Consider the following 20,460-nt stretch of genomic DNA (forward strand, 5'->3'; position numbering starts at 1 on the left):
CCGCTATAGCGCGGAGAGGTGGCGCTGCCGCAAGCTGTCGATCGGTTGGAGCGAACCGCCCTCCTCCACGTGCCAGAAGGTCCAGCCGTTGCACGAAGGCGCGCCCTGCAGCGCTGCTCCGACCTTGTGGATCGATCCGCTGTGTGCACCCGATTCGACTGACCCGTCGGCGCGGACACGTGCGGAGTAGCGACGCCTCGAATCTGTGAGCACGCTGCCAGGCGGGCACAAGCCGCCCTCCACAAGGACGCCAAAGGCCACGCGCGGTGCGGCCCTTCGGTCGGCCATCGTCGCCATCGCGCTCTCGTCGAGCGGAAGCGTCGACTCGATCCGCTCCAGCGCGACCTTCACATAGGTTCGCTCGCGCTCGATCCCGATCCAGTGGCGGCCAAGCCGCCGGGCGACCGCGCCCGTCGTTCCAGTCCCGAAGAAGGGGTCGAGGACCACGTCGCCGGGCTTCGTGCAGGCGAGGAGGATTCGGTAGAGTAGGGCCTCGGGCTTTTGCGTCGGATGGGCCTTGGCCCCGTCCGCGCCCTTCACCCGCTCCGCTCCGCTGCAGATCGGAAGCACCCAGTCCGACCGCATCTGCAGGTCGTCGTTCAGCGCCTTCATCGCCTGATAATTGAAAGTGTAGCGCGCCTTTTCGTCCTTGGCGCACCAGATCAAAGTCTCGTGCGCGTTGGTGAACCGGGTTCCGCGGAAGTTCGGCATCGGGTTCGACTTGCGCCAGACGATGTCGTTCAAGATCCAGAATTCAGCGTCCTGCAGAAGGGCGCCGACGCGGTAGATGTTGTGATAGCTTCCAATCACCCAGATCGTACCGTCATCCTTCAGGATGCGGCGCGCCTCGTGAAGCCACTCGCGGGTGAAGTCGTCGTAGACGGTGAGGCTGTCGAACTTGTCCCAATCGTCGTCCACCGCATCGACCCGACCGCCTTCCGGACGGAAAAGGTCGCCGCCGAGCTGGAGGTTGTACGGCGGGTCGGCGAAGATCATGTCGACGCACTTGTCGGGAAGCCGCGCCATCTGGGCGATGCAGTCACCGATAAGGATCATGTCGAGTGGCAACTCGCGCTTCGCCGCGACCGGCCGGCGGGCTCGCGTTTTCGGCTCTGGAACTCGAGCAAGCAGGTTCATCTGACACACGCCCCCTGGTGAGGAACGGAAGGTGAGTCAGGGCGGACTCGCGGTCAACTGCGCAGAGGTTAACGGGTGGCCGCGAGCCTCAATCGCTATGCGGCGGAGCGGGGCTCCACCACAATATATTGAGTCGCCTGATCGGGCGCGGACTCAACTGCTGGTGTGTGTGACTCAAAGGACTCGCTGGCCGGCATTTCGATGATCTCGAGCTCGGTCGGTGCCTCGCCGCGCTCGATCGCCCTCACCGGTCCGAAGCTTCTCCGGTGGAGCGGAGTGAGCCCCAGCGCATGAAGGGCTCGATAATGATGCGGGGTCCCGTAGCCGCGATTGGTTTCCCAACCGTAGCCCGGATATTGCTCCGCCCATTCGGCCATCATCCGGTCGCGCGTGACCTTTGCGATGATCGATGCCGCCGCGATTGAGCGGCACTTGGCGTCACCTTCGACGATGGCCTTGGACGGCCGCTGCCAGCGCGGAGTGGCATTGCCGTCGACAAGGACCCAAGCCGGCTCGACACCCAGCGCTTCGACGGCCCGGGTCATCGCCAGCATCCGCGCCCAATAGATGTTGATCGTGTCGATTTCCTCCACGCTGGCTATGCCCACACCCCAGGCGGAGCATTTGACCAGCCGAGCGTAGATCGATTCGCGCTTCTCGATGGGCAAATTCTTCGAATCGTCGATCCCGCGAGGAAAATTGTCGCGATTCAGGATGACCGCCGCGGCGACCACTGGCCCCGCAAGGGGCGCGCAACCGGCCTCGTCCACACCGGCGAGCGGCTGGGGGAAGTCAAGTTCGAGCTTGAACGAGCACCGGCGCGGCATCGAGTCGCTTTGTGAACCGCCCGAACGGCAGGCGTCCAGAGGTTCGCCGGCCTATGCTGTGGAAAAGTCGAAGATCCTTATTCGTCGACTCGCCACGGTGGGAAGCGGCGGGCTTCTCCGGCCTTGTAGAGGAAGATGATGTTGCCGGACGGGTCGCGGAGCCGCGCCTCGCGCCACATCCACGGCTGATTGCGCGGACCGTGCTCGAACACCAGGCCGTTGCGGGCCAGCTGCTCGGTCCGCTCGTCGAGATCGTCGCATTCCAGATAGACCGCGGTGGTCGCGGAAATCGCTTCTTCAGGGTCGATTTGAACCGACAAGGTTGCCCCGCCGGCAGTCTCGAATCGCGCGTAGCCGTTCTCCGGGCTGTCGACGATCTGCCTCAGGCCCAGGGTCCGGTAGAATTCCACCGACTTGCGGTAGTTGGTGCCGGTTACGGTCACTTGGTTCAGCCGCAGTCCTTCCCCAACGTCGAGGCGCACCCGCCCCTGGCCAAGCGGCCCCGCCCCCTGGCCTAGCTCCGGCGAATCCTGGAGTGCGATTCGAACGAACGTCCGCGCCCGCTCCACCGCCGAATTGAGGTTGTCGCCTTGGCCGAGGAAGCAGGTGATCGCGCTTGCGAGCGTGCAGCCCGTCCCGTGGGTATTCCTCGTGTCGATCCGCTGGCCTTGCCAGCTCGTCATATTGTCCGTTTCGATCAACGCGTCGGCAAGCGCGTCGCCCTCCTCGTGCCCGCCCTTGATCAGCACCGCGCAGCCGTGACGGCCCACGAGGTGGAGCGCGGCGGCGACCGGGTCTTCCTCGCTTGTCAGGCGGCTCAACTCGGGAAGGTTGGGCGTGACGAGGGTCGCCACGTCCATCAGCTTTCCGAACGCAGCGACGGTAGAATCGTCCGCAAGCTGGGCCCCGCTCGTAGCGACCATCACCGGATCGAAAACGATCGGGATGTTCTCCAGTCTTTCCAGGCGGTTGGCGATCGCTTCTGCGGCGAATGCTCCGGGCACCAGGCCGACTTTTACCGCATCGACGCCAATGTCGCCGATGACCGAATCGATCTGGGCGATGATCATCTCGGCCGGGACCGGGTGAACTGCATCCACTCCCAGCGTATTCTGAGCGGTGATCGCGGTGATTGCGGTCATCCCGTGACCGCCGAGCATGGTAACCGTCTTCAGGTCAGCCTGAATCCCCGCCCCGCCCCCAGAATCGGAGCCAGCGATGATCAGGATTCGCGCCGTCGGCGTCACGCTACTCGCCTTCGACCCGCTCCTTGGGGCGAAGTTATCCATGTGCACAGGGCCGCTTCTGCACCCAGAAATGCGAATAAAGCGTTCACGCCGCCGCTTGGACGGCCTCGCAGATTTCGTCCACGACCCGCTCCACCAATGCCTGATCTTCGCCTTCGGCCATCACACGGATCAAAGGCTCGGTGCCGGACTTGCGGATCAGCAGGCGTCCGCGGCCTTCCAGTTCGCGTTCCGCCTCCGCGATTCGCTTCTTCACGGTCTCGTTCTCCAGCGGTGCGCCGCCGTTGAAGCGAACGTTCTTGAGCAGCTGCGGAAGCGGCTCGAACTGCCTGAGCACCTCGCTTGCTGCCTTGCCGCTGTCGACGAGAGCCGCAAGCACCTGGAGAGCGGCGACCAAGCCGTCGCCGGTGGTCGAATAATCCGCAAGGATGATGTGGCCCGATTGCTCGCCGCCGACGTTGCAGCCGCTCCGTCGCATTTCCTCGAGGACGTAGCGGTCGCCGACCTGGGTTCGAACCATTGCAATGCCGGTCTCGCCGAGGCGCCGCTCCAACCCGAGGTTGGACATCACCGTGGCGACCACCGCCCCTTTCAGCTGGTCGCGCTTGCGCCGGTCGAGCGCAATCAGGGCCATCATCTGGTCGCCGTCAACGAGATTGCCCTTCTCGTCGACCACGACCAGACGGTCGGCGTCGCCGTCCAGAGCCAGGCCGATATCGGCGCCGCTGGCGACCACGGTTTCCTGCAGGTGCTGAGGATGGGTCGATCCGCACGAAGCGTTGATGTTGAGCCCGTCCGGCGAGACTCCGATCGGGATCACCTCCGCTCCGAGCTCCCACAATGCCTCCGGAGCCACGTGATAGGCGGCGCCGTTGGCGCAATCGAGAACCACCTTGAGCCCGTCGAGCCGGAGCCTCTCGGGAAACGTCGACTTGGCATGGTGGACGTAGCGCCCGCGAGCGTCGTCGATCCGCTTGGCGCGTCCGATCATCTCCGGCTTCGCAAGCTTCGGATTATCCTCGATCCTCGCCTCGATCGCCTGCTCGGCTTCGTCGCTGAGCTTGTAGCCGTCCGGTCCGAACAGCTTGATCCCGTTATCGCAGAAGGGGTTGTGCGAAGCCGAGATCATCACGCCGAGGTCGGCGCGCATGGAAGTCGTCAGCATCGCCACGGCCGGGGTCGGCATCGGTCCCAGGAGGACCACGTCCATCCCCACGCTGGTGAACCCGGCGACGAGCGCCGATTCCATCATGTAGCCCGACAGGCGCGTGTCCTTGCCTATCACCACCCGGTGGCGGTGGTCGCCGCGAAGAAAATGGGCACCCGCCGCCTGCCCGACGATAAGCGCAGTTTGCGGGGTCAGCGGCTCGCTGTTGGTGAGGCCCCGGATTCCATCCGTGCCGAAGAACTTACGCGTCATGTGCGCCTCATAACCCTCAATTGAGCCACGGCCAAAGCGACTTAGTGGCGATACGCCTCCGGAAGGTCGCGGCGCGGAAGGAAGCGGTAGCGGTCGAGAAGCCGCGTCTGGTGGGTCTGAAGCGGCTGCTGCACGCCGTCGATCAGCACCTGCTCGGCCGCGCTCCTCGGATCGAGCGGGTCGCCGGACCAGATCACGACGTCGGCGCGGCGTCCGGCTTGCAGGCTTCCGATGTCGTGTCCGAGCCCGATGGCTTCCGCCGGCGCCGAGGTGATGAGGCGAAGCGCCTCTCCCCAGCTCACTCCGGTCGCACCGGGCACCTTGGTCAGTGCGACGAGATTGCCGGCATATTGGCGCTCGTTGAACTCCTGCCTGCTATCGTTGTCGTCGATCATCCCCATCGACACTTTCACGCCCGCTGCCTGCATCCGGCCGATGTTCGACTGGGTCGAAGCAATCTGCTCGAAGCTCGCGGGAAGGTCGTTGAGCGCGGAGGCGATGACGGGAATTCCCGATCGCGCGATCTCGGGCGCGACCATCCATCCTTCGCTCGCCCCGACGATGACGATCCGAAGCGCCGGAAACTCGCGCCCAAGGTCGATCACCTGGAGAATGTCGCTCGCACGCTCGACATGGACCAGCAGGTGCTGGCGGCCCTGGAGAACCGGCACCAGCGCCGCTGCGTCGAACCGCGTCAGGAGCACGTCCTCGCTGCGCCGCGCATCCGCGCCGTAGAGCCGGGATTCGTTCGGGTTGCGTACCGTCGGCTGCTCGCGCGCGTCCGGCTGCGTCGATCGCCCCGACGAGACCGGCGGCGAATAGCGGGCAAGCTCGCGCGCTTCGCGTAGTGCGTTTCGGAACAGTAGATGCGCCGAAGCCCGCGAACCGCCAGCGTCATTGGCTCCAGTCTCGCCAAGCTCCACGAACTGGAAGGCTCTAGCCTTGGTGATCGGGTCCATGTCGGCGCCGGTGTCGATCACTGCGCCCTGGCCTGCGAAGATGCTCTTGGCGCTCGACGGAGCAACCAGCGCACGGGTGACTCCGTCGGCGCGATTTACGGCGATCGGTTGATAGTTGGGATTGATTGCCGGAACGACGTCGATCGCGGCGCTGAAAGGGCCGTTGCGGGCGCTCGTATCGTCGGCGCCACCGGCACCAAGGTCGACGTCGGCGAGGCCGAGGCGGGAGAAGCCCGCGACGATGCCGGGAGTCACCCACTTGCCCGACGCGTCGATCACACGCGCGTCGGCCGGAACCCTGACCCCCTGCTCCGCAGCGACGATCCGCCCGTCGCGTACTACGACTGTTGCGCCTTCCACGGGGCCGGAGCCGTTTCCGATGGCGACTGTGCCGTTTATGATCGCGATCGTCTCGGCAGCTGCGGGCGCAGCGACGGTCACGAGGAGCGCCGCCAGCATTGCGCGGATCATTTCACGTCCCCTTCGCCGGGCTGGCCGAGCTCGAAGTCGCTCACCGGGCGCTTCTTGGGATCGTTGGCGTCGTACATCTCGGCGCCGTCGATCCAGACACGCTCCGGGCGGGCATAGACGCTGAACGGATCGTCATTCCAAAGCACGACGTCCGCCATCTTGCCGGGTTTCAGGCTTCCGGTCCTATCGAAGATTCCCAACGCTTTCGCCGGGTTCGACGCGAGCCATTGCCAGGCGACCGCCTCCGACAGGTTCGGAATGCCAACGCGCTGTCCGTCGGCGAGCGCCTTTGCCGCCTCCTGGTTCAGCCGCTGAATGTAATTGGGGTCGTCGGAGTGGACGATTGCACAGGCGCCCGCATTGTGGACCAGCGGGATGTTCTCCTTGATCGCGTCATAGGCTTCCATCTTGAAGCCGTACCAGTCGGCCCACATCACTCCGCAGATGTTGTTGTCGCGAAGAAGGTCGGCGACTTTGTAGGCCTCGACCGCGTGGTGGAACGCGGTGATGTGATAGCCGAACTCCTTCGACATATCGATCATGTTGGCCATCTCGTCGGCGCGATAGCAGTGGTTGTGGACCAGGATCTTGCCCTCGAGCACGCCCTTGAGCGTGTCCATCGCCAGGTCCCGCTCCGGCATGTCGCCGCCGTTCTTGTAATATTCATCCCACTTGCGCTTGTAAGCCTGCGCCTTGATCCAGGTCTCGCGCGCAAGGGCGATGTTGCCCATGCGGGTCTGCGGCATCTGCCCCTTTGACCCGTAGACCCGCTTCGGGTTCTCGCCACACGCCATCTTCAGCCCGTACGGCGCTCCCGGGAACTTCATTCCCTGCGCCGTGCGCGCGGGCACATTCTTCAACGTCACTGATCGGCCGCCGAAAAGGTTCGCCGACCCGGGGAGGATCTGCAGAGTGGTCACTCCGCCGTTGATCAGCGCCCGCGAGAAGCCCGGATCGTGCGGCCAGACGCTATGCTCGGCCCAGACTTCGGGGCGAACCGGCGACGTCGCCTCGTTGCCATCCGATTGCGACTCGACCCCCGGCGATGGATAGTCGCCAAGGTGGCTGTGGACGTCGATGATCCCGGGCGTGACGAACTTTCCGGTGCCGTCGATCACCAAAGCTCCAGCGGGAATCGGAAGCTCCGGCCCGCCGACCGCCTGAACAACGCCGTCCGCTAGGACCACCGTCCCGTTGTTTATCTGCCCGCCTTCGCCGTCGAAGATCGTCGCGTTGCGGATCGCCGTCGGAACGCCTGGATAGGCGACATAGGTCGACGGGAACGGATCCTCGTTGACGTGGATCGCCGGCGCATTTTTCTTGGGCGGCTCCAGAGCCGCGCAGCCGGAGAGCGCCAGTGCGGCAGCAGCCGCTCCCCATATCAGTCGAACAGACATGCGACCCCGCTCAGCGATTCGATCAAGTTTCCTGCGGCCCCGGCTTCGTTTCACGGTCAGGAAACAATCCCGGCGCCTGTTTCTCGCCGAGTTCCTTGTAGCCCGCCAGCTCTTCGTCATCGCGAAGCGTATCGAGATGCATCAGCTTCTTCACGAGCGGAGAGATTACCAGCACGAGGACGCCCATGCCGACGGCGACCCAGCCGATCGTGCTGTAGATGGACAGCGTCGCGCCCTTCGTCATTTCACCCGATTCGCCGCCGGTTGCCTCTCCGATCTTGCCAGCTACGAAATTGCCGACAGCAGTCATGTAGAACCAGGCGCCCATGATCAGGCTGGCCATGAACTTGGGCGCGAGGCGGTTCATCGCACTCAATCCCACAGGGGACAGGCAAAGCTCGCCGGTGGTGTGCAGCAGGTAGATCAGAAAGACGAAGATGACCGGAGTGACGTCGGCCGTGGCGGCGCCTAGCACGAACACCAAGAAACCGGCGCCCACCTGAAGCAGCGCGAGGCCGAACTTCGCCGGCGCCGACGGCTCCATGCCGCGCCTGCCGAGCCAGGTCCAAAGCATCGCGAACATCGGCGCGAGGAGGATGATGTAAATGGGATTGATCGATTGGAAGATCGACGCCGGCACCCCGCCGCGCTCGACATAGCGGTCCGTGTAGAGGTTGAGCGAACCGCCTGCCTGTTCGAACAGGCCCCAGAAAAGCGGGTTCAGCGCGATCAGGAAGAGGATCGCGAAGATCCGATCCCGCGCGTGACGCTCGAGCTTGAATGCTTCGTAGAGGACGTAGCCGAGCAACAGGACGCCCGAGATGATGAGGAGGGTCTGGATGACATCCTGATACTGGACGAGGCCCCAGATCACCGCGACACCGACGATCCCCGCGCCATAAAGCAGCCACTCGGTGTTGCGGGCCAACGGCGCCGGAGCTTCGCCGGCACCGCGAAGCGCCGACCTGCCGAGCACGAAGACGACAAGACCAAGCAGCATGCCGACGCCAGCGGCACCGAAACCGTACCCCCAGCCGTAGGTCTGGCCGAGATAGCCCGCGATGATCGTGCCGATCGCGGCGCCAACGTTAATGCCCATGTAGAAGATGGTGTAGGCGCCGTCCCGCCGAACGTCGGTGAGCGGGTAGAGCTGCCCGACCATGACCGAGATGTTGGCCTTCAGGAATCCGGAGCCGACGATGATTAGCGAGAGCGCCAGCCAAAAGGCATTGATCGTCGGATCGTTCTGCCCGCCGGTACCCTCCAACGCCATCAGGAAGTGACCTGCCGTCAGCAGCACGGCGCCGAACAGCACGGCCCTGCGCTGGCCCAGCCAACGGTCAGCCAAATAGCCGCCGAGCAGCGGCGTGATGTATACGAGGCTGGTGTACGCGCCGTAGATCAGGTTCGACTTGCCGTCGCTGAACAACCAGTGCTGCGTCAGGTAGAAAATGAGCAGCGCCCGCATGCCGTAGTAGGAGAAGCGCTCCCACATCTCGGCGAAGAAGAGCATGTAGAGGCCCTTCGGGTGGCCCAGGAATTCCGATTTCTTGGTTGCGGCGACCAGCGCGCCGCCGCCCAGAAGGATCGCCAGGAACGCGGCAGCAATGATCGGAATCACGTGTTCGGCGTCCAATGCTCTCTCCCTCCAGAGACGGCGCCGCCGCAGCGGCGGGCATCAAGGCGCCGCACCCTAACGGGCAAAAACCAGTTGTGAAGCCGATTGTTGCAGAGCCGACCCGGCCCTAGATGGACGGCCAAATGCTCAACGACCGCTCCTCGCTTCTTTCGCTTCTTCGAACCCGCCGCTCGGCCAAGCCGCGCGACATAAGAGGGGATCCTCCGACGAGGCAGCAACTGGACGAGATGCTGACGATAGCGGCGCGAACGCCCGACCACGGAAAGCTGCACCCCTGGCGTTTCGTGGTGATCCACGAGGGCCAGCGCGACGAGCTTGCGACGCTGCTCAGGCAGGCGCTCAGCGAGGAAAACCCGGATGCGACCGCCGCCCATCAGAAGAAGGAAGAGGAGTTCTCCCGCTACGAAGGCTCGCTCGTCGTTCTCGTCTCGAGCCCCGTTCGCGGCCACAAGATCCCCGTGTGGGAGCAGGAGCTATCGTGCGGCGCTGCCGGGATGAACCTGCTCCTGGCGGCGCACGCGCTTGGCTATGTCGCCGGGTGGGTCACCGGGTGGCGAGCTTACTCGCCGCGGGTCACCGCCGCGCTGTGCCGGCCGGGCGAGCGGATCGCCGGCTTCATTTTCATCGGCCGGTGCGCAGTGGATCTCGAGGAAAGGCCCAGGCCGCCACTCGACGAGGTCGTCAGCGATTGGTCGCCGAAATCATAGGCAGGCGTTGACGAAAGCGCGCGGTGCTGTATTATGACAGCATGACGCTTCGTACGAGCCACGACAAGCCGGTCTACGTCCGACTTCGCGAAATCATTGCGAACTCTATTCTTTCCGGAAAATACGGCGACGGCGATCCGCTTCCCTCCGTACGCGCATTCGCGGCCGAAGAGCAGGCCAACCCGCTGACCGTTGCCAAGGCGTACCAGGGCTTCCAGGACGAGGGGCTCGTAGTGGTCAAGCGCGGTGTCGGCCTCTTCGTCGCGGACGGTGCCCGGGCTCGCCTCAAGGCATCGGAACGGGACCGCTTCCTCACCGAGGAATGGCCGGAGATTCGCGAGCGTATGGCGCGCCTCGGCATCAAGCCCGCACAACTGCTCGACACACTGCACGCCTAGTCCTTACTAGCCGCGTCCAATGGAAACGCGGGTTCTACCTTTCAGCGACGAATCGGTCGAGGAGGCCGCGCGGCTGATCCGCGCCGGCGAACCGGTCGCCGTGCCGACGGAGACGGTTTACGGTCTCGCCGCTGATGCCACCAACGCGGAAGCGGTTGCACGCATTTACGAAGCGAAGGGAAGACCGTCCTTCAATCCGTTGATTATCCATGTTTTCGACTTGGCCCACGCCCAAGCGATCGCCGACCTCGGGAAGCAGTCGCTCGAACTTGCCGGAAAGCATTGGCCGGGGCCGCTCACCATCGTCTCTCCGCTGAAACCAGGCAGCGGGATTGCCGCGCTCGCCACCGCGGGTCTGGCGACGATCGCACTCCGGATGCCGAATCACCGTGCAATGCGGGCGCTGCTGGAGGCGGCCGGAACCCCTCTCGCCGCTCCTTCGGCCAACGCCAGCGGTTCGATCAGCCCCACGCGCGCTGAGCATGTCGTTCGCTCGCTTTCGGGCAGGATCCCGCTCATCATCGATGACGGCCCCTGCCCCGGCGGCATCGAATCGACGATCGTTGCAGAGATCAATGGCGGGCTGAGGCTCCTTAGACGCGGCCCGTTAGAGATTGCGGGCGCTGTCGAGGGACCAAAAGGGGCGATCGAGGCGCCGGGGCAGCTGGCAAGCCATTACGCCCCGTCGAAGCCGCTGCGGCTGAACGCCGCTGATGCTTCCGCCGACGAATATCTTATCGGGTTCGGCGAAGTCGCCGGAGACTCCAGTCTCAGCCCGGACGGCGACCTCGTCGAAGCCGCCTCAAGGCTTTTCGACCTCCTTCACCAGGCCGATCAGTCGCCCAAGCCGCGGATTGCGGTGGCGCGAGTGCCGGAAGAAGGCCTCGGTGCAGCCATCAACGACCGGCTTCGCCGCGCTGCAGCGCCGCGTCAGTAAGCGGCGGTTTCGCCCTTGACCCGTGCCTGGAAGCTCTTCCTCAGCTTCTGCAGCTTCGGCGGGATGTTGGCGATGCAATAGGGGCTACTCTGCCCTTCGCCTTCCCAATACGCCTGGTGATAACCTTCCGCCGGCCACCATTGCGACGGTGGCTCGATCGTCGTGACCACATTTCCGTCCCAGTGGGACTGGGCACGGTCCTTGGCCCTCTTCGCTTCTTTCTCCTGCGTCGCATCCTGGGGGAAGATGGCCGAGCGATACTGCGTACCGACGTCGTTGCCCTGGCGGTTGAGCTGGGTCGGGTCGTGGGTTGCGAAGAATATGTCGAGAAGATCGCCGTAGGAGATCACGTCGGGATCGAAGCTGACCCGGATCGCCTCGGCGTGTCCGGTGTTTCCGCCGCAGACCTCCTTGTAGGTCGGCTCGGCCGCCGTTCCGCCGGTGTAGCCGCTTTCGACCTTGCTGACTCCGATGACATCGTTGAAAACGGCCTCGGTGCACCAGAAGCACCCGCCTGCCAGAATTGCGACTTGTTCAGCCATCGCGACTCTCCTTCTCCTTGCGGAGATAGGATTTGCCGCGGCTCATTGCGAGGAGCGAATGAACGAAATTAGTGGCGGTGCATGCTCGCCTTCAGGCTCGCGACTTCAAGTCGCTTGCCGACCCACTCCGCAAGCTCCCCGAAGTCCAGCGGCTTGTCGAAGACGATTCCGGCGCGGCGGTCGGAAAACCAACGGACCTCGCCCTTGATTGGCTTCAGGCTCTCGACGACCACGATGACCGGCCGGCCGACGCAATATTCCTCGATCGGCTCGACCTTCATCCCGCCGAGCGAGATGTCGTGGACGTCCACGTTGTAATAGACCTTGCCGACACGGACCGACGCCTTGCATTCGACGTGGAGGCGCGGCGGTCGGGGGCGGAATCCATGGCGCGGCTTGCGGCCGGCAAGAAGCTCGCCGAGGTCGACTGTCTGGTCGAACTTGATCCCTGCAAGGCCTTCACGGATCCACACCACGCTCGACGGAATCTGCTGCCCGGACATCTCTATGGCGACGCGTTCGCCCACCTGCGGCGGATTTGCGACTTCCGCCATGACTCCGCCGGCGGAAATGTTGCGGATTCGAATCAGCCGCTCGGTCCCGTCCGACACCAGCTTCGACACCTTGAGGAGCGGGATCAGCCGCTCGTCAACGCGGCGCTCGGCAGGACGTGGAACGGCCGTGCTCAGAGAGAAAGTGGTCGATTCGAACGCCGCCTGGTCGTCGCTAAGCGACTGACCGCCTCTGCGACGGATAAGGGATGCAAACATCCGCGACCTTCCTGATAATCGAACCTTCTGTCCTCATTTTGGACGGAATGCGGTTAAAAACCGGTTTCATTCCGGACTTGCCAAGCGCAAAGCGCCAATCGGGTCACAATGGAGTGGCGGATGCGGCAGCCGCGACTGCTTGTTATCGATGACGAGCCTGCGCTCGCGGAATTCGTGGCCCAGGTCGCGAGGGACTGCGGGTTCGCGCCAATTCTCACCGCCGATTACGACAGCTTCAAGAAGGCTGTTCAGACCAGGAAGCCCGACATGGTCGCCCTCGACCTCGGAATGCCCGGCATGGACGGTGTCGAGCTGCTCCGCTTCCTTGCACTGGAGAATAGCCAGGCGCCGATCCTGATCATCAGCGGCTTTGACCGGCGCGTGCTCGAATCCGCCTTCCGCCTCGGCGAAGCCCTCGGGCTTACCATGGTCGGCCCGCTAGAAAAGCCTGTCCGCTTCCAGGAGCTCGAGGGCCTCCTTACGGAAATGCGGCCGAGCCTGGTGGAATGAGCGCGCAGCCGGAAGGCGCTCTGCTTCGGAGCTTCGAGCGAGCGCTCGAATGCGGCGAGCTTCACATGGTCTACCAGCCGAAGGTCCGCATGGACACGGGCGAGCTGACCCGTCTCGAAGCGCTGGTGCGCTGGGACGAGCCTGACTTTGGGCCTGTCGAACCGTCCCGCTTCGTGCCGCTGGCGGAAAAGCACGGCCTGATCGGGCCGCTGACCGACTGGGGACTTCGAACTACGCTCAGCCAGTATCGCAAGTGGAGCAAACAGGGCCTGGACACACACGTCGCCTTCAACATCTCCGCGATCAGCCTCCAGAGCCTCGATTTCCCAGACCTGGTTGAGCGCGTGTGTAACGAGCTGGACGTCCCGACCGACCGGCTGGTCCTCGAGCTGACGGAGGGCGCGACGCAGCCCCTGATCAAGCTGATGGACACCCTCACGCGCTTCCGGATCAAGGGCATCGGCCTCGCGATCGACGATTTCGGCACCGGCTATTCGTCGCTGATGCAGCTTCGCCAGCTGCCCTTCACGGAAGTGAAGATCGACCGCCTGTTCGTGAAGGACCTTCCCGCCGCCCACGACAGTTGCGTGATCGTCAAGGCGATCATCGACCTCGCCCATGGGCTCGGGCTGGTCGCCACTGCTGAGGGCGTCGAGACCCCCGAGCAGCTTCGTTTCCTCCGCTCGCTGCGCTGCGATGTCGCGCAGGGCTATATCGTCGCTCGCCCGCTCGAGCCGGATTCGCTCGGCGCCTGGATCGAGGAGTTCGCCGGCCGTTGGCCGGAGCTGATCGGCGAGGCCTAGGGTGCGACCTTGAATTCGACTCCCTGCGCCAGCGGGAGATCTGATCCGTAGTTGATCGTGTTCGTCTGCCTGCGCATGTAGGCGCGCCAGCTGTCGGAGCCGCTTTCGCGCCCGCCGCCTGTCTCCTTTTCACCTCCGAACGCACCGCCGATCTCCGCCCCTGAAGGACCGATATTGACGTTGGCTATGCCGCAGTCGGAGCCGGACGCCGACAGAAAGCGCTCCGATTCCCTAAGGTCATTCGTGAAGATGGATGAGCTAAGCCCTTGCGATACGGCATTGTTGAGCGCGATTGCTTCGTCCAGATCTGAATAGCGCAGGACGTAAAGGATCGGCGCGAAGGTCTCCTTCAGCATCGTGCCCTGCTGGACGTCAGCTTCGACGATCGCCGGCCTGACGTAATAGCCGCCTGGCACTGCATCCACCTGCTCGATCGTCTCACCGATTACATTGCGCATTGCCTCAAACGCCGAAGCGTCGATCAACGGGCCTACGAGGGTATCCGCATCGCGCGGGTCTCCGACCTTGATCCGGGCAAAGAGCGATTTCAGCCGCTCGACGAAAGCGTCGGCGATGCTCTCGTGGACGATCAGCCGCCTCAGCGTCGTGCAGCGCTGCCCCGCAGTGCCGGCCGCCGAGAAGAGGATCGCGCGCTCTGCTAGGTCCAGGTCGGCAGACGGAGTGACGATCGTTGCATTGTTGCCGCCCAGCTCCAGAAGCACCCGGCCGAACCGTTCGGCGACCTTCGGCCCGACCTTGCGCCCCATTGCCGTCGAGCCGGTGGCCGAGACCAAAGCGATCCGTTCGTCCTCCACGAGGGCTTGGCCAACATCGCGCCCGCCCTGCACGCATTGCAGCAAGCCATCCGGAGCATCGCCGAACCGCTCCATCGCGCGCCTCGCCAGCGCCATCACCGCTTCGGCGCACAAGGGCACCTTCTCGCTAGGCTTCCAGACAACCGGATCGCCGCAGACAAGCGCGAGCGCCGCATTCCACGCCCACACGGCGACCGGGAAGTTGAAGGCGGTGATGACCCCCACCGGCCCCAGCGGGTGCCATTGTTCGATCATCCGGTGGTTCGGCCGCTCGCTTGCTATCGTCAGGCCGTAGATCTGGCGCGACAGGCCGACCGCGAAGTCGCAGATGTCGATCATCTCCTGGACCTCGCCCAGGCCTTCCTGGACAATCTTTCCGCATTCGAGGGTTACGAGCCGGGCCAACGGCTCCTTTGCCGCGCGAAGCTCCTCGCCGAGCAATCGCACCAGCTCCCCGCGACGGGGTGCAGGGACTAAGCGCCAGGAAAGAAACGCCTCCTGCGCCCGCGCGCAGGCGCTGGTGACGTCACCTTCCTCGGCCACGCTGCCGATGACCTGCCCGTCGATGGGCGATCGGCTCTCCAGCGATCCGCCGCAGGTTACTCCAAGCCGTTCCAGGAGCTTCCGCGCTTCGTCCGCCGGGGTCATGCCAGCAGCTCCTTCGCCTTACGCATCGCCGCTACGCCCGCGTCGATCGTCTCGTCGCGCTTTCCGAAGCACAACCGGACGATATGCCGAGATGGGTCCTGCTCGGCAAAGGCCGACACGGGGACGACGGCCACCCCCGCCTGCTCGACCGCTGCCGAGGCGAACGCCTCGTCGTCCAAGTCCAGCCCCGATTGCTTCAGGTCGACGCAGAGGAAGTAGGTCGAGGCTGCATCCAGAGTGGCGTAGCCCGCCCCTTTCAACCCATCGACCATCCGGTCCCGGGCACGGGCGAACCTCTGCCGCATCGGCTCCAGCCAGGAATCGCCGTCGTCCATTCCGAAAGCCACTGCCGCCTGCAGGTTGGGAGCAGTTGAAAAGGTGAGGAACTGGTGGGCCCTTGCAGCGACCGAAGCAAGCGGCGGCGCGGAGGCGATCCAGCCGACCTTCCACCCGGTCAACGAGAAGATCTTGCCGGCGGAGCCGATTTTCAGGGTGCGGTCCACCATTCCGGGGAGCGTTGCCAGCGGAGTGAACCTCTGCCCGTCGAGCACGATATGCTCCCACACCTCGTCGCTGATGACGGTCAGGTCGTGTTGAATTGCCGCATCTGCGATCATCTGCAGTTCGGTCCCGTCGTACAGCCGCCCGGTCGGGTTCTGCGGGTTGTTGAACAAGATCGCCCGCGTCTTCGGCCCGATCGCAGCTTGGAGCGCGTCACGGTCTATCCGCCACTCGGGCGGCCGAAGCGCGATCTCGCGGACCGCTCCGCCGGCTCTCCGAATCATCGGCGCGTAGCTGTCGTAGGCGGGCGTGAAGATGATCACCTCGTCGCCGGGCGACACGGTGGCGAGGATGCACGCGCCCAAGGCCTCGGTCGCGCCCGAAGTCACGCAGACATCCTCAGCTCTCAGCGTCTGACCAAAATGGCGGTGGTAATGACCGGCGACAGCTTCACGCAGCTGAGGCAAACCGCGCGACGGAGGATATTGGTTCGATGCGTTCTTGAGCGCGTCCGCCGCCGCGTCCAGTATCTCGTTAGGCCAGCCGAAGTCGGGAAAGCCCTGCCCTAGGTTCACGGCGCTGTGCTTGGCGGCGAGCGCCGACATCCGCTCGAAGACGCTGGTCTGCATCTGCTCGTAGATCGGGTTCAAAGAAGCGCTCCTTGGCGGCGCAATAACAGGATGTCGTCGGGCGAATAGCCAATCCCTGCGAGAACGGCTTCACCATCCGCTCCAACGGGACGAGGTTCAGTCGGCTGATCGGTGGCCGTCCGCGAATAACGGGGCGCCGGCCCCGGCTGAACTACGCCGCCGAGGTCCACGAAGGTGCCGCGCTCGACGTTGTGCGGGTGACCGGGCGCTTCCTCCAGCGTCAGCACGGGCGCGACGCAGGCATCGCTTCCTCCGAAATGCGTCACCCATTCGTCGCGGCTGCGCTTGGCGATGATCTCCGCAACCTCGGCCTTGCCCGCGTCCATGGGCAATCGAAGACCCTCGAATAGCGCCTTTCGGAACTGCGGCTCGATCGCGCCAACGGCAAGAAAGCGGCCGTCGCTGCACTCGTACACACCGTAAGCGGCATCGCCGCCGTCGAGCAGATTGGCTTCCCGTTCCTCCTTCCAAATGCCAGCCGACCGCATCCCATAGGTGAACGCACCGATCAGCGCCGCGCCGTCGCTCATCGCGCAGTCGATCACCTGTCCCTGACCACCGCGCTGCACATCGAGCAAGGCCGCCACCATGGCGAAGGCGAGCATCATCCCTCCGCCCGCAAAATCCGCCAGATAATTGATCGGCACGACAGGCCGTTGCTTCGGGCCAATCCCGTGGAGCAGACCGGTGATCGCAAGATAATCAACGTCATGCCCAGCGGCGGGTGCGAGCGGCCCTTCCTGACCCCAGCCGGTCACCCGGCCATAGACCAGCCTTGAATTGTCTCCGAGAAGTGCATCCGGACCCAGGCCGAGACGCTCCATCACGCCCGGACGATATCCCTCGATCAGCGCGTCCGCGCTCGCGGCGAGCCGCCGGAGGACCCTGCGCGCGCCGTCGGTCTTGAGGTCCAACGATATGCTCCTGCGCGAACGTAGCAGCGGGTCGTTCGGAATTCCGATCAGCCCTTCCCGCTCGACGCGGATGACCTCGGCTCCATGGTCGGCAAGCATCATCGCAGCGAAAGGTGCCGGGCCGATACCCGCCATCTCGACAATCGTCATTCCGTGCAGCGGCCCCGGCATCCCGCCGTTCATGCACTCCGGTGGCAACGCAACTCAAGGGTGCGTCAGTGGCCGGCGAGCGCCGCCTTTACGTGCCCGAGCGGCCTGGCCAGCGTGCTCGCCGCGTAGAAAGCCCCCGCGCCGGCCAGGGCCGCGACGATCAGCACGGTGCCGATGAACTCGCCCGCGCTGGCCTGGGAGCGGCTGGAGTCAGGGGTGCGCGGTACCCGCCGCCGCTCAAGCGTCACCTTGTAGGCGGTCGTAAGCGCGGCCTGGCCCTCGTCGGTGGAGATGATGTCGTCGACGTGGATCGTGTCGGGGCTGCAAAGGCCGATTCGCTGGTTCCTGCGCCAGACGACGCGGGCGATGACTAGCTGGCCGCCGCGACGGACCTCGACGAAGTTTCCCGGCTGTGCAGCTCCGTTGGAGTAGATCAGCAAGCCGTGAGCCGAGACGTTCAGGATGCACGCGTCGCTCCAGCCGGACTGGCTGCGGAGTCGCGCCGGCAGCATGACTCGCCGCCGCTCCTCCCTGGTCCTGATCTGATGCTGGCCGGTGCCCATCGCGCATGAGTGTCGCGATCAGGGTCTCCCCGTGCTTAACCTTCACTCCGAAGCGGAGGCATCTGCGGATTGGCTGGGGCGGCAGGATTCGAACCTGCGAATGGCGGCACCAAAAGCCGCTGCCTTACCACTTGGCGACGCCCCACCAGCCGAGTGCGGGCATATAGCCGCACTCGAGCGACTTGAAAGGGGCTTAGGAGTTGGGAAGGCGCCCGTTGACCAGGTCGTCGTAATCCTTGGCCAGCTGCTTCGTGACGTCACCAACCTCGAAGCTCCAGGGGCCGGCTGAGCCGACGGGGGTGACCTCCGCGGCGCTTCCGGTCAGGAACATTTGCTGGAAGCTCTCCAGCTCTTCCGGCCAGATCGCCCGCTCCTGGACCTCGATCCCGCGCTTGCGGGCGAGCTCGATGATCGTCTGGCGGGTGATGCCGTCGAGGAAGCAGTCCGGCGTCGGAGTATGAAGTACGCCGTCGCGGACGAAGAAGGCGTTGGCGCCGGTCGCTTCGGCGACCTGCCCCCGCCAGTCGAACATCAGGGCGTCGTCGAACCCAGTGTCCTCGGCATGTTTCCGCGAGAGCATCGCGATCATGTAGAGGCCGGAAGCCTTGGAGTGGACGGGAGCAGTGTAAGGCGCGGGCCGACGCCATGGGGCAATAGTCAGCCGGATTCCCTTGGCGGCTCTCTCCGGCGAGAAATACTTCCCCCATTCCCACGCAGCGATCGCCAGGTGCGGCTTGGTCCCGCTCGGCGAAACGCCCATCCGCTCAGACCCCAGCCAGGCGACCGGGCGCATGTAGGCGTCCTTCAGCCCGCTGGAGTTCAATACCTCCTTGCACGCGGTCGCGATCTCCTCGACGCTCCATGGGATCTGGAAGCCGAGGATATTCGCGCTCTTGTGAAGCCGTTCGCAATGCGCGTGGAGCTTGAAAATGTCGCCGCCGTAGGCGCGCTGCCCTTCGAACACCGACGAGGCATAATGAAGTGCGTGCGTGAGGACGTGCACCTCCGCCTCGCGCCACGGCACCAGCTTGCCGTCGAACCAGATGAAGCCGTCGCGGTCGTCGTAGGTCTGATTATCTGCCATGCGGTCCGCCTAGGACAGGCGGTCCGGCTCGTAAAGTTTACGGAAAACTAGGCGACCTGTTCTCCGCGTGCTTCGGCGGCGAGCTCGGCTCCCCTCCGTCGTGCGGCGTTGATCGTCGCTCCGATCAGCTGGCGAAACGCGTCCTCGCGGTCGAGGACTGCAAGTCCGGCCTCGGTGGTGCCCCTGGGGCTTGCGACGCGCCGCGCCAGATCGTCCATGGTCTCGCCGCTGGAAGCAGCACGCCAAGCGGTACCCAGCACCGTCTCCACGGCGATGGACGAAGCAAGCGCCTTCGGAAGGCCCTGTTCCACTCCTGCGTCGGCGAGAGCGGCGATGAAACGTGCGACATAGGCTGGTCCCGGGCCGGCAACCGAGCCGATGGCGGCCAGTGAGTTTTCGGTTTCGGCCCACATTGCAAAACCGAGCGCTGCGAACGCTTCCGAAAGCTGCTTTCGAAGCCCCTCTTCAATTTCGCCGCCGGTGAAGAGCGCGACCACGCCGCGGCGGACTGACACCGGAAGGTTGGGGATCGCGCGGATGACCGTCGCCTTGGGGAAGCGCGCCTTGAGGCTGGCCGTCTCGACTCCGGCGAGGAGCGAAACGACGATCGTCTTAGAGGTGATCCAAGGAAGAAGCTCGGGCGCCACCTCGTCCAGCTTCTGGGGCTTGAAGCCGAGGATGATCATCCGCGGCGGAGCGCCGGCCTCTTTTATTGATCCCACCGTCCGGATTCCCGGGACGGGCACGTTGCTCGGGCGGATGGCGACGGCGCTCGAAAGGTCGACGCCGGCCAGGCGCCAGCCTTCGACCATCGCCTGGCCCATGTTGCCGCAACCGACGAACCAGGTCGGAACTGGAAGCTGCATCATGCCTCTCCGTGGGTGTCGATTAGCGCTGCCGCGATCGCTTCGCCGGGGCTCTTGCCGCCCCACAGCACGAACTGGAAGACCGGGTAGAAACGCTCACACTCCTCGAGCGCCGCCTCCGCCACAGCCTCCGCCTGCTCGAGGCTCAGGCCCTCGCCGTCGCGGGTGTCGAGGACCGTCGAGTGACGGAAGACGATCAGGCCGGATCCCGACCACATCTCGAAATGGCCGAGCCACAGCTGTTCGTTGATCAAGCCAAGCGATTCGTAGATCGCCGAGCGCTTCTCCGGCGCCACCTTGATGTCCGGGAAAGCGAGGAACTGGAGAACCTGGTCCTCCGGGCGCCACACGCCGCGAAGCTCGTACTGCGCCCAGCTGCCAGTCGCGGACGCAACGATCTCACCTTCGCCCGAGCGCTCGCACGCCCAGCCGCGAGCCTCGAAATATTGCTCGAGAACCTCGATCGGAGCGCCGTCTTCGCGTTCATCGTTCACTTGGGGTTCGG

20 protein-coding genes, 1 tRNA gene and 1 pseudogene are annotated in these 20,460 nt (G+C 64.6%); 5 read left to right on the top strand and 17 right to left on the bottom strand.

What is annotated here, in order from left to right; all coding sequences use genetic code 11:
- Positions 1-3 precede the first annotated feature (3 nt).
- From LZ519_RS02860 to LZ519_RS02890, 7 genes and pseudogenes are all read right to left on the bottom strand, one after another.
- Positions 4-1,137: a site-specific DNA-methyltransferase gene (locus LZ519_RS02860; RefSeq protein WP_283937277.1), complete on the bottom strand. Its 1,134-nt coding sequence runs from the start codon at positions 1,135-1,137 to the stop codon at positions 4-6.
- 245 nt (positions 1,138-1,382) lie between these two features.
- Positions 1,383-1,964, bottom strand: a pseudogene (gene rnhB / locus LZ519_RS02865) (ribonuclease HII); the annotation flags it as partial.
- A gap of 77 nt (positions 1,965-2,041) precedes the next feature.
- Complete coding sequence (thiD, locus tag LZ519_RS02870; protein ID WP_249867224.1) at positions 2,042-3,211, bottom strand: bifunctional hydroxymethylpyrimidine kinase/phosphomethylpyrimidine kinase; 1,170 nt, start codon at positions 3,209-3,211, stop codon at positions 2,042-2,044.
- Positions 3,212-3,296: 85 nt separating this feature from the next.
- Complete coding sequence (gene glmM, locus LZ519_RS02875; RefSeq protein ID WP_249867225.1) at positions 3,297-4,631, bottom strand: phosphoglucosamine mutase; 1,335 nt, start codon at positions 4,629-4,631, stop codon at positions 3,297-3,299.
- A 41-nt stretch (positions 4,632-4,672) separates the two neighbouring features.
- The gene (locus LZ519_RS02880) at positions 4,673-6,061 is read right to left on the bottom strand and encodes an amidohydrolase family protein (RefSeq protein WP_249867226.1); all 1,389 of its coding nucleotides are present in this window, start codon (positions 6,059-6,061) and stop codon (positions 4,673-4,675) included.
- A complete protein-coding gene (locus LZ519_RS02885; protein WP_249867227.1) occupies positions 6,058-7,458 on the bottom strand; it encodes an amidohydrolase in 1,401 nt (466 codons plus the stop codon). The genes LZ519_RS02880 and LZ519_RS02885 overlap by 4 nt, the downstream gene beginning before the upstream one ends.
- Before the next feature lie 22 nt (positions 7,459-7,480).
- Positions 7,481-9,094, bottom strand: a complete 1,614-nt coding sequence (locus LZ519_RS02890) for a peptide MFS transporter (protein ID WP_431358078.1) — start codon at positions 9,092-9,094, stop codon at positions 7,481-7,483.
- 125 nt (positions 9,095-9,219) lie between these two features.
- Here LZ519_RS02890 and LZ519_RS02895 point away from each other — a divergent pair, with 125 nt between their 5' ends.
- The 3 genes from LZ519_RS02895 to LZ519_RS02905 are packed head-to-tail and all read left to right on the top strand — an operon-like array spanning position 9,220 to position 11,139.
- Entirely contained in the window at positions 9,220-9,804 is a 585-nt protein-coding gene (locus LZ519_RS02895; protein ID WP_249867228.1) for a nitroreductase family protein, read from the top strand.
- Positions 9,805-9,845: 41 nt separating this feature from the next.
- Positions 9,846-10,202 (top strand): GntR family transcriptional regulator, encoded by a 357-nt coding sequence (locus LZ519_RS02900; protein ID WP_249867229.1) that lies wholly within the window; start codon positions 9,846-9,848, stop codon positions 10,200-10,202.
- A gap of 19 nt (positions 10,203-10,221) precedes the next feature.
- Positions 10,222-11,139 (top strand): L-threonylcarbamoyladenylate synthase, encoded by a 918-nt coding sequence (locus LZ519_RS02905; protein WP_249867230.1) that lies wholly within the window; start codon positions 10,222-10,224, stop codon positions 11,137-11,139.
- Here the strand turns inward: LZ519_RS02905 and msrA are convergent.
- Both msrA and LZ519_RS02915 read right to left on the bottom strand, forming a co-directional pair.
- On the bottom strand, positions 11,133-11,681 hold the full coding sequence (msrA, locus tag LZ519_RS02910; protein ID WP_249867231.1) for a peptide-methionine (S)-S-oxide reductase MsrA: 549 nt from the start codon (positions 11,679-11,681) through the stop codon (positions 11,133-11,135). The two genes, LZ519_RS02905 and msrA, sit on opposite strands and share 7 nt — an antisense overlap.
- Positions 11,682-11,749: 68 nt before the next feature.
- Positions 11,750-12,451 carry a PilZ domain-containing protein gene (locus LZ519_RS02915; protein WP_249867232.1) on the bottom strand — a complete coding sequence of 234 codons (702 nt, stop codon included), beginning with the start codon at positions 12,449-12,451 and terminating at the stop codon, positions 11,750-11,752.
- 120 nt (positions 12,452-12,571) lie between these two features.
- Here LZ519_RS02915 and LZ519_RS02920 point away from each other — a divergent pair, with 120 nt between their 5' ends.
- Positions 12,572-12,961, top strand: a complete 390-nt coding sequence (locus LZ519_RS02920) for a response regulator (RefSeq protein ID WP_249867233.1) — start codon at positions 12,572-12,574, stop codon at positions 12,959-12,961.
- Entirely contained in the window at positions 12,958-13,764 is an 807-nt protein-coding gene (locus LZ519_RS02925; RefSeq protein WP_249867234.1) for an EAL domain-containing protein, read from the top strand. Before LZ519_RS02920 ends, LZ519_RS02925 begins: the two co-directional genes overlap by 4 nt.
- On the opposite strand, the gene amaB is transcribed toward LZ519_RS02925, so the two are convergent.
- The 8 genes from amaB to LZ519_RS02965 all read right to left on the bottom strand — a co-directional run bounded on the left by amaB (position 13,761) and on the right by LZ519_RS02965 (position 20,449).
- Entirely contained in the window at positions 13,761-15,227 is a 1,467-nt protein-coding gene (amaB, locus tag LZ519_RS02930; protein ID WP_249867235.1) for an L-piperidine-6-carboxylate dehydrogenase, read from the bottom strand. The two genes, LZ519_RS02925 and amaB, sit on opposite strands and share 4 nt — an antisense overlap.
- Complete coding sequence (locus LZ519_RS02935; protein WP_249867236.1) at positions 15,224-16,378, bottom strand: aminotransferase; 1,155 nt, start codon at positions 16,376-16,378, stop codon at positions 15,224-15,226. Before LZ519_RS02935 ends, amaB begins: the two co-directional genes overlap by 4 nt.
- Entirely contained in the window at positions 16,375-17,463 is a 1,089-nt protein-coding gene (locus LZ519_RS02940) for a CaiB/BaiF CoA transferase family protein (protein ID WP_249867237.1), read from the bottom strand. The genes LZ519_RS02935 and LZ519_RS02940 overlap by 4 nt, the downstream gene beginning before the upstream one ends.
- 44 nt (positions 17,464-17,507) lie before the next feature.
- Complete coding sequence (locus tag LZ519_RS02945) at positions 17,508-18,005, bottom strand: PilZ domain-containing protein (RefSeq protein ID WP_283937278.1); 498 nt, start codon at positions 18,003-18,005, stop codon at positions 17,508-17,510.
- Positions 18,006-18,075: 70 nt separating this feature from the next.
- A tRNA-Gln gene (locus LZ519_RS02950) sits at positions 18,076-18,150 on the bottom strand.
- Positions 18,151-18,198: 48 nt separating this feature from the next.
- The gene (locus tag LZ519_RS02955) at positions 18,199-19,089 is read right to left on the bottom strand and encodes a branched-chain amino acid aminotransferase (protein ID WP_249867239.1); all 891 of its coding nucleotides are present in this window, start codon (positions 19,087-19,089) and stop codon (positions 18,199-18,201) included.
- Between the two features lie 47 nt (positions 19,090-19,136).
- On the bottom strand, positions 19,137-19,958 hold the full coding sequence (locus tag LZ519_RS02960) for a pyrroline-5-carboxylate reductase family protein (RefSeq protein WP_249867240.1): 822 nt from the start codon (positions 19,956-19,958) through the stop codon (positions 19,137-19,139).
- Entirely contained in the window at positions 19,955-20,449 is a 495-nt protein-coding gene (locus LZ519_RS02965) for a type III secretion system chaperone family protein (protein ID WP_249867241.1), read from the bottom strand. The genes LZ519_RS02960 and LZ519_RS02965 overlap by 4 nt, the downstream gene beginning before the upstream one ends.
- Positions 20,450-20,460 lie beyond the last annotated feature (11 nt).

The organism is Sphingomonas anseongensis (genome assembly GCF_023516495.1).
In the GTDB taxonomy this organism is placed as follows: Bacteria; Pseudomonadota; Alphaproteobacteria; order Sphingomonadales; family Sphingomonadaceae; genus Sphingomicrobium; species Sphingomicrobium anseongensis.

Excerpts from the sequence above, each read along its gene's own strand:
- LZ519_RS02860 (WP_283937277.1), bottom strand. The coding sequence starts at position 1,137 with ATGAACCTGCTTGCTCGAGTTCCAGAGCCGAAAACGCGAGCCCGCCGG.
- glmM (WP_249867225.1), bottom strand. The coding sequence starts at position 4,631 with ATGACGCGTAAGTTCTTCGGCACGGATGGAATCCGGGGCCTCACCAAC.
- LZ519_RS02880 (WP_249867226.1), bottom strand. The coding sequence starts at position 6,061 with ATGATCCGCGCAATGCTGGCGGCGCTCCTCGTGACCGTCGCTGCGCCC.
- LZ519_RS02885 (WP_249867227.1), bottom strand. The coding sequence starts at position 7,458 with ATGTCTGTTCGACTGATATGGGGAGCGGCTGCTGCCGCACTGGCGCTC.
- LZ519_RS02895 (WP_249867228.1), top strand. The coding sequence starts at position 9,220 with ATGCTCAACGACCGCTCCTCGCTTCTTTCGCTTCTTCGAACCCGCCGC.
- LZ519_RS02900 (WP_249867229.1), top strand. The coding sequence starts at position 9,846 with ATGACGCTTCGTACGAGCCACGACAAGCCGGTCTACGTCCGACTTCGC.
- LZ519_RS02905 (WP_249867230.1), top strand. The coding sequence starts at position 10,222 with ATGGAAACGCGGGTTCTACCTTTCAGCGACGAATCGGTCGAGGAGGCC.
- msrA (WP_249867231.1), bottom strand. The coding sequence starts at position 11,681 with ATGGCTGAACAAGTCGCAATTCTGGCAGGCGGGTGCTTCTGGTGCACC.
- LZ519_RS02915 (WP_249867232.1), bottom strand. The coding sequence starts at position 12,451 with ATGTTTGCATCCCTTATCCGTCGCAGAGGCGGTCAGTCGCTTAGCGAC.
- LZ519_RS02920 (WP_249867233.1), top strand. The coding sequence starts at position 12,572 with ATGCGGCAGCCGCGACTGCTTGTTATCGATGACGAGCCTGCGCTCGCG.
- LZ519_RS02925 (WP_249867234.1), top strand. The coding sequence starts at position 12,958 with ATGAGCGCGCAGCCGGAAGGCGCTCTGCTTCGGAGCTTCGAGCGAGCG.
- amaB (WP_249867235.1), bottom strand. The coding sequence starts at position 15,227 with ATGACCCCGGCGGACGAAGCGCGGAAGCTCCTGGAACGGCTTGGAGTA.
- LZ519_RS02940 (WP_249867237.1), bottom strand. The coding sequence starts at position 17,463 with ATGCCGGGGCCGCTGCACGGAATGACGATTGTCGAGATGGCGGGTATC.
- LZ519_RS02945 (WP_283937278.1), bottom strand. The coding sequence starts at position 18,005 with ATGGGCACCGGCCAGCATCAGATCAGGACCAGGGAGGAGCGGCGGCGA.
- LZ519_RS02955 (WP_249867239.1), bottom strand. The coding sequence starts at position 19,089 with ATGGCAGATAATCAGACCTACGACGACCGCGACGGCTTCATCTGGTTC.
- LZ519_RS02960 (WP_249867240.1), bottom strand. The coding sequence starts at position 19,958 with ATGATGCAGCTTCCAGTTCCGACCTGGTTCGTCGGTTGCGGCAACATG.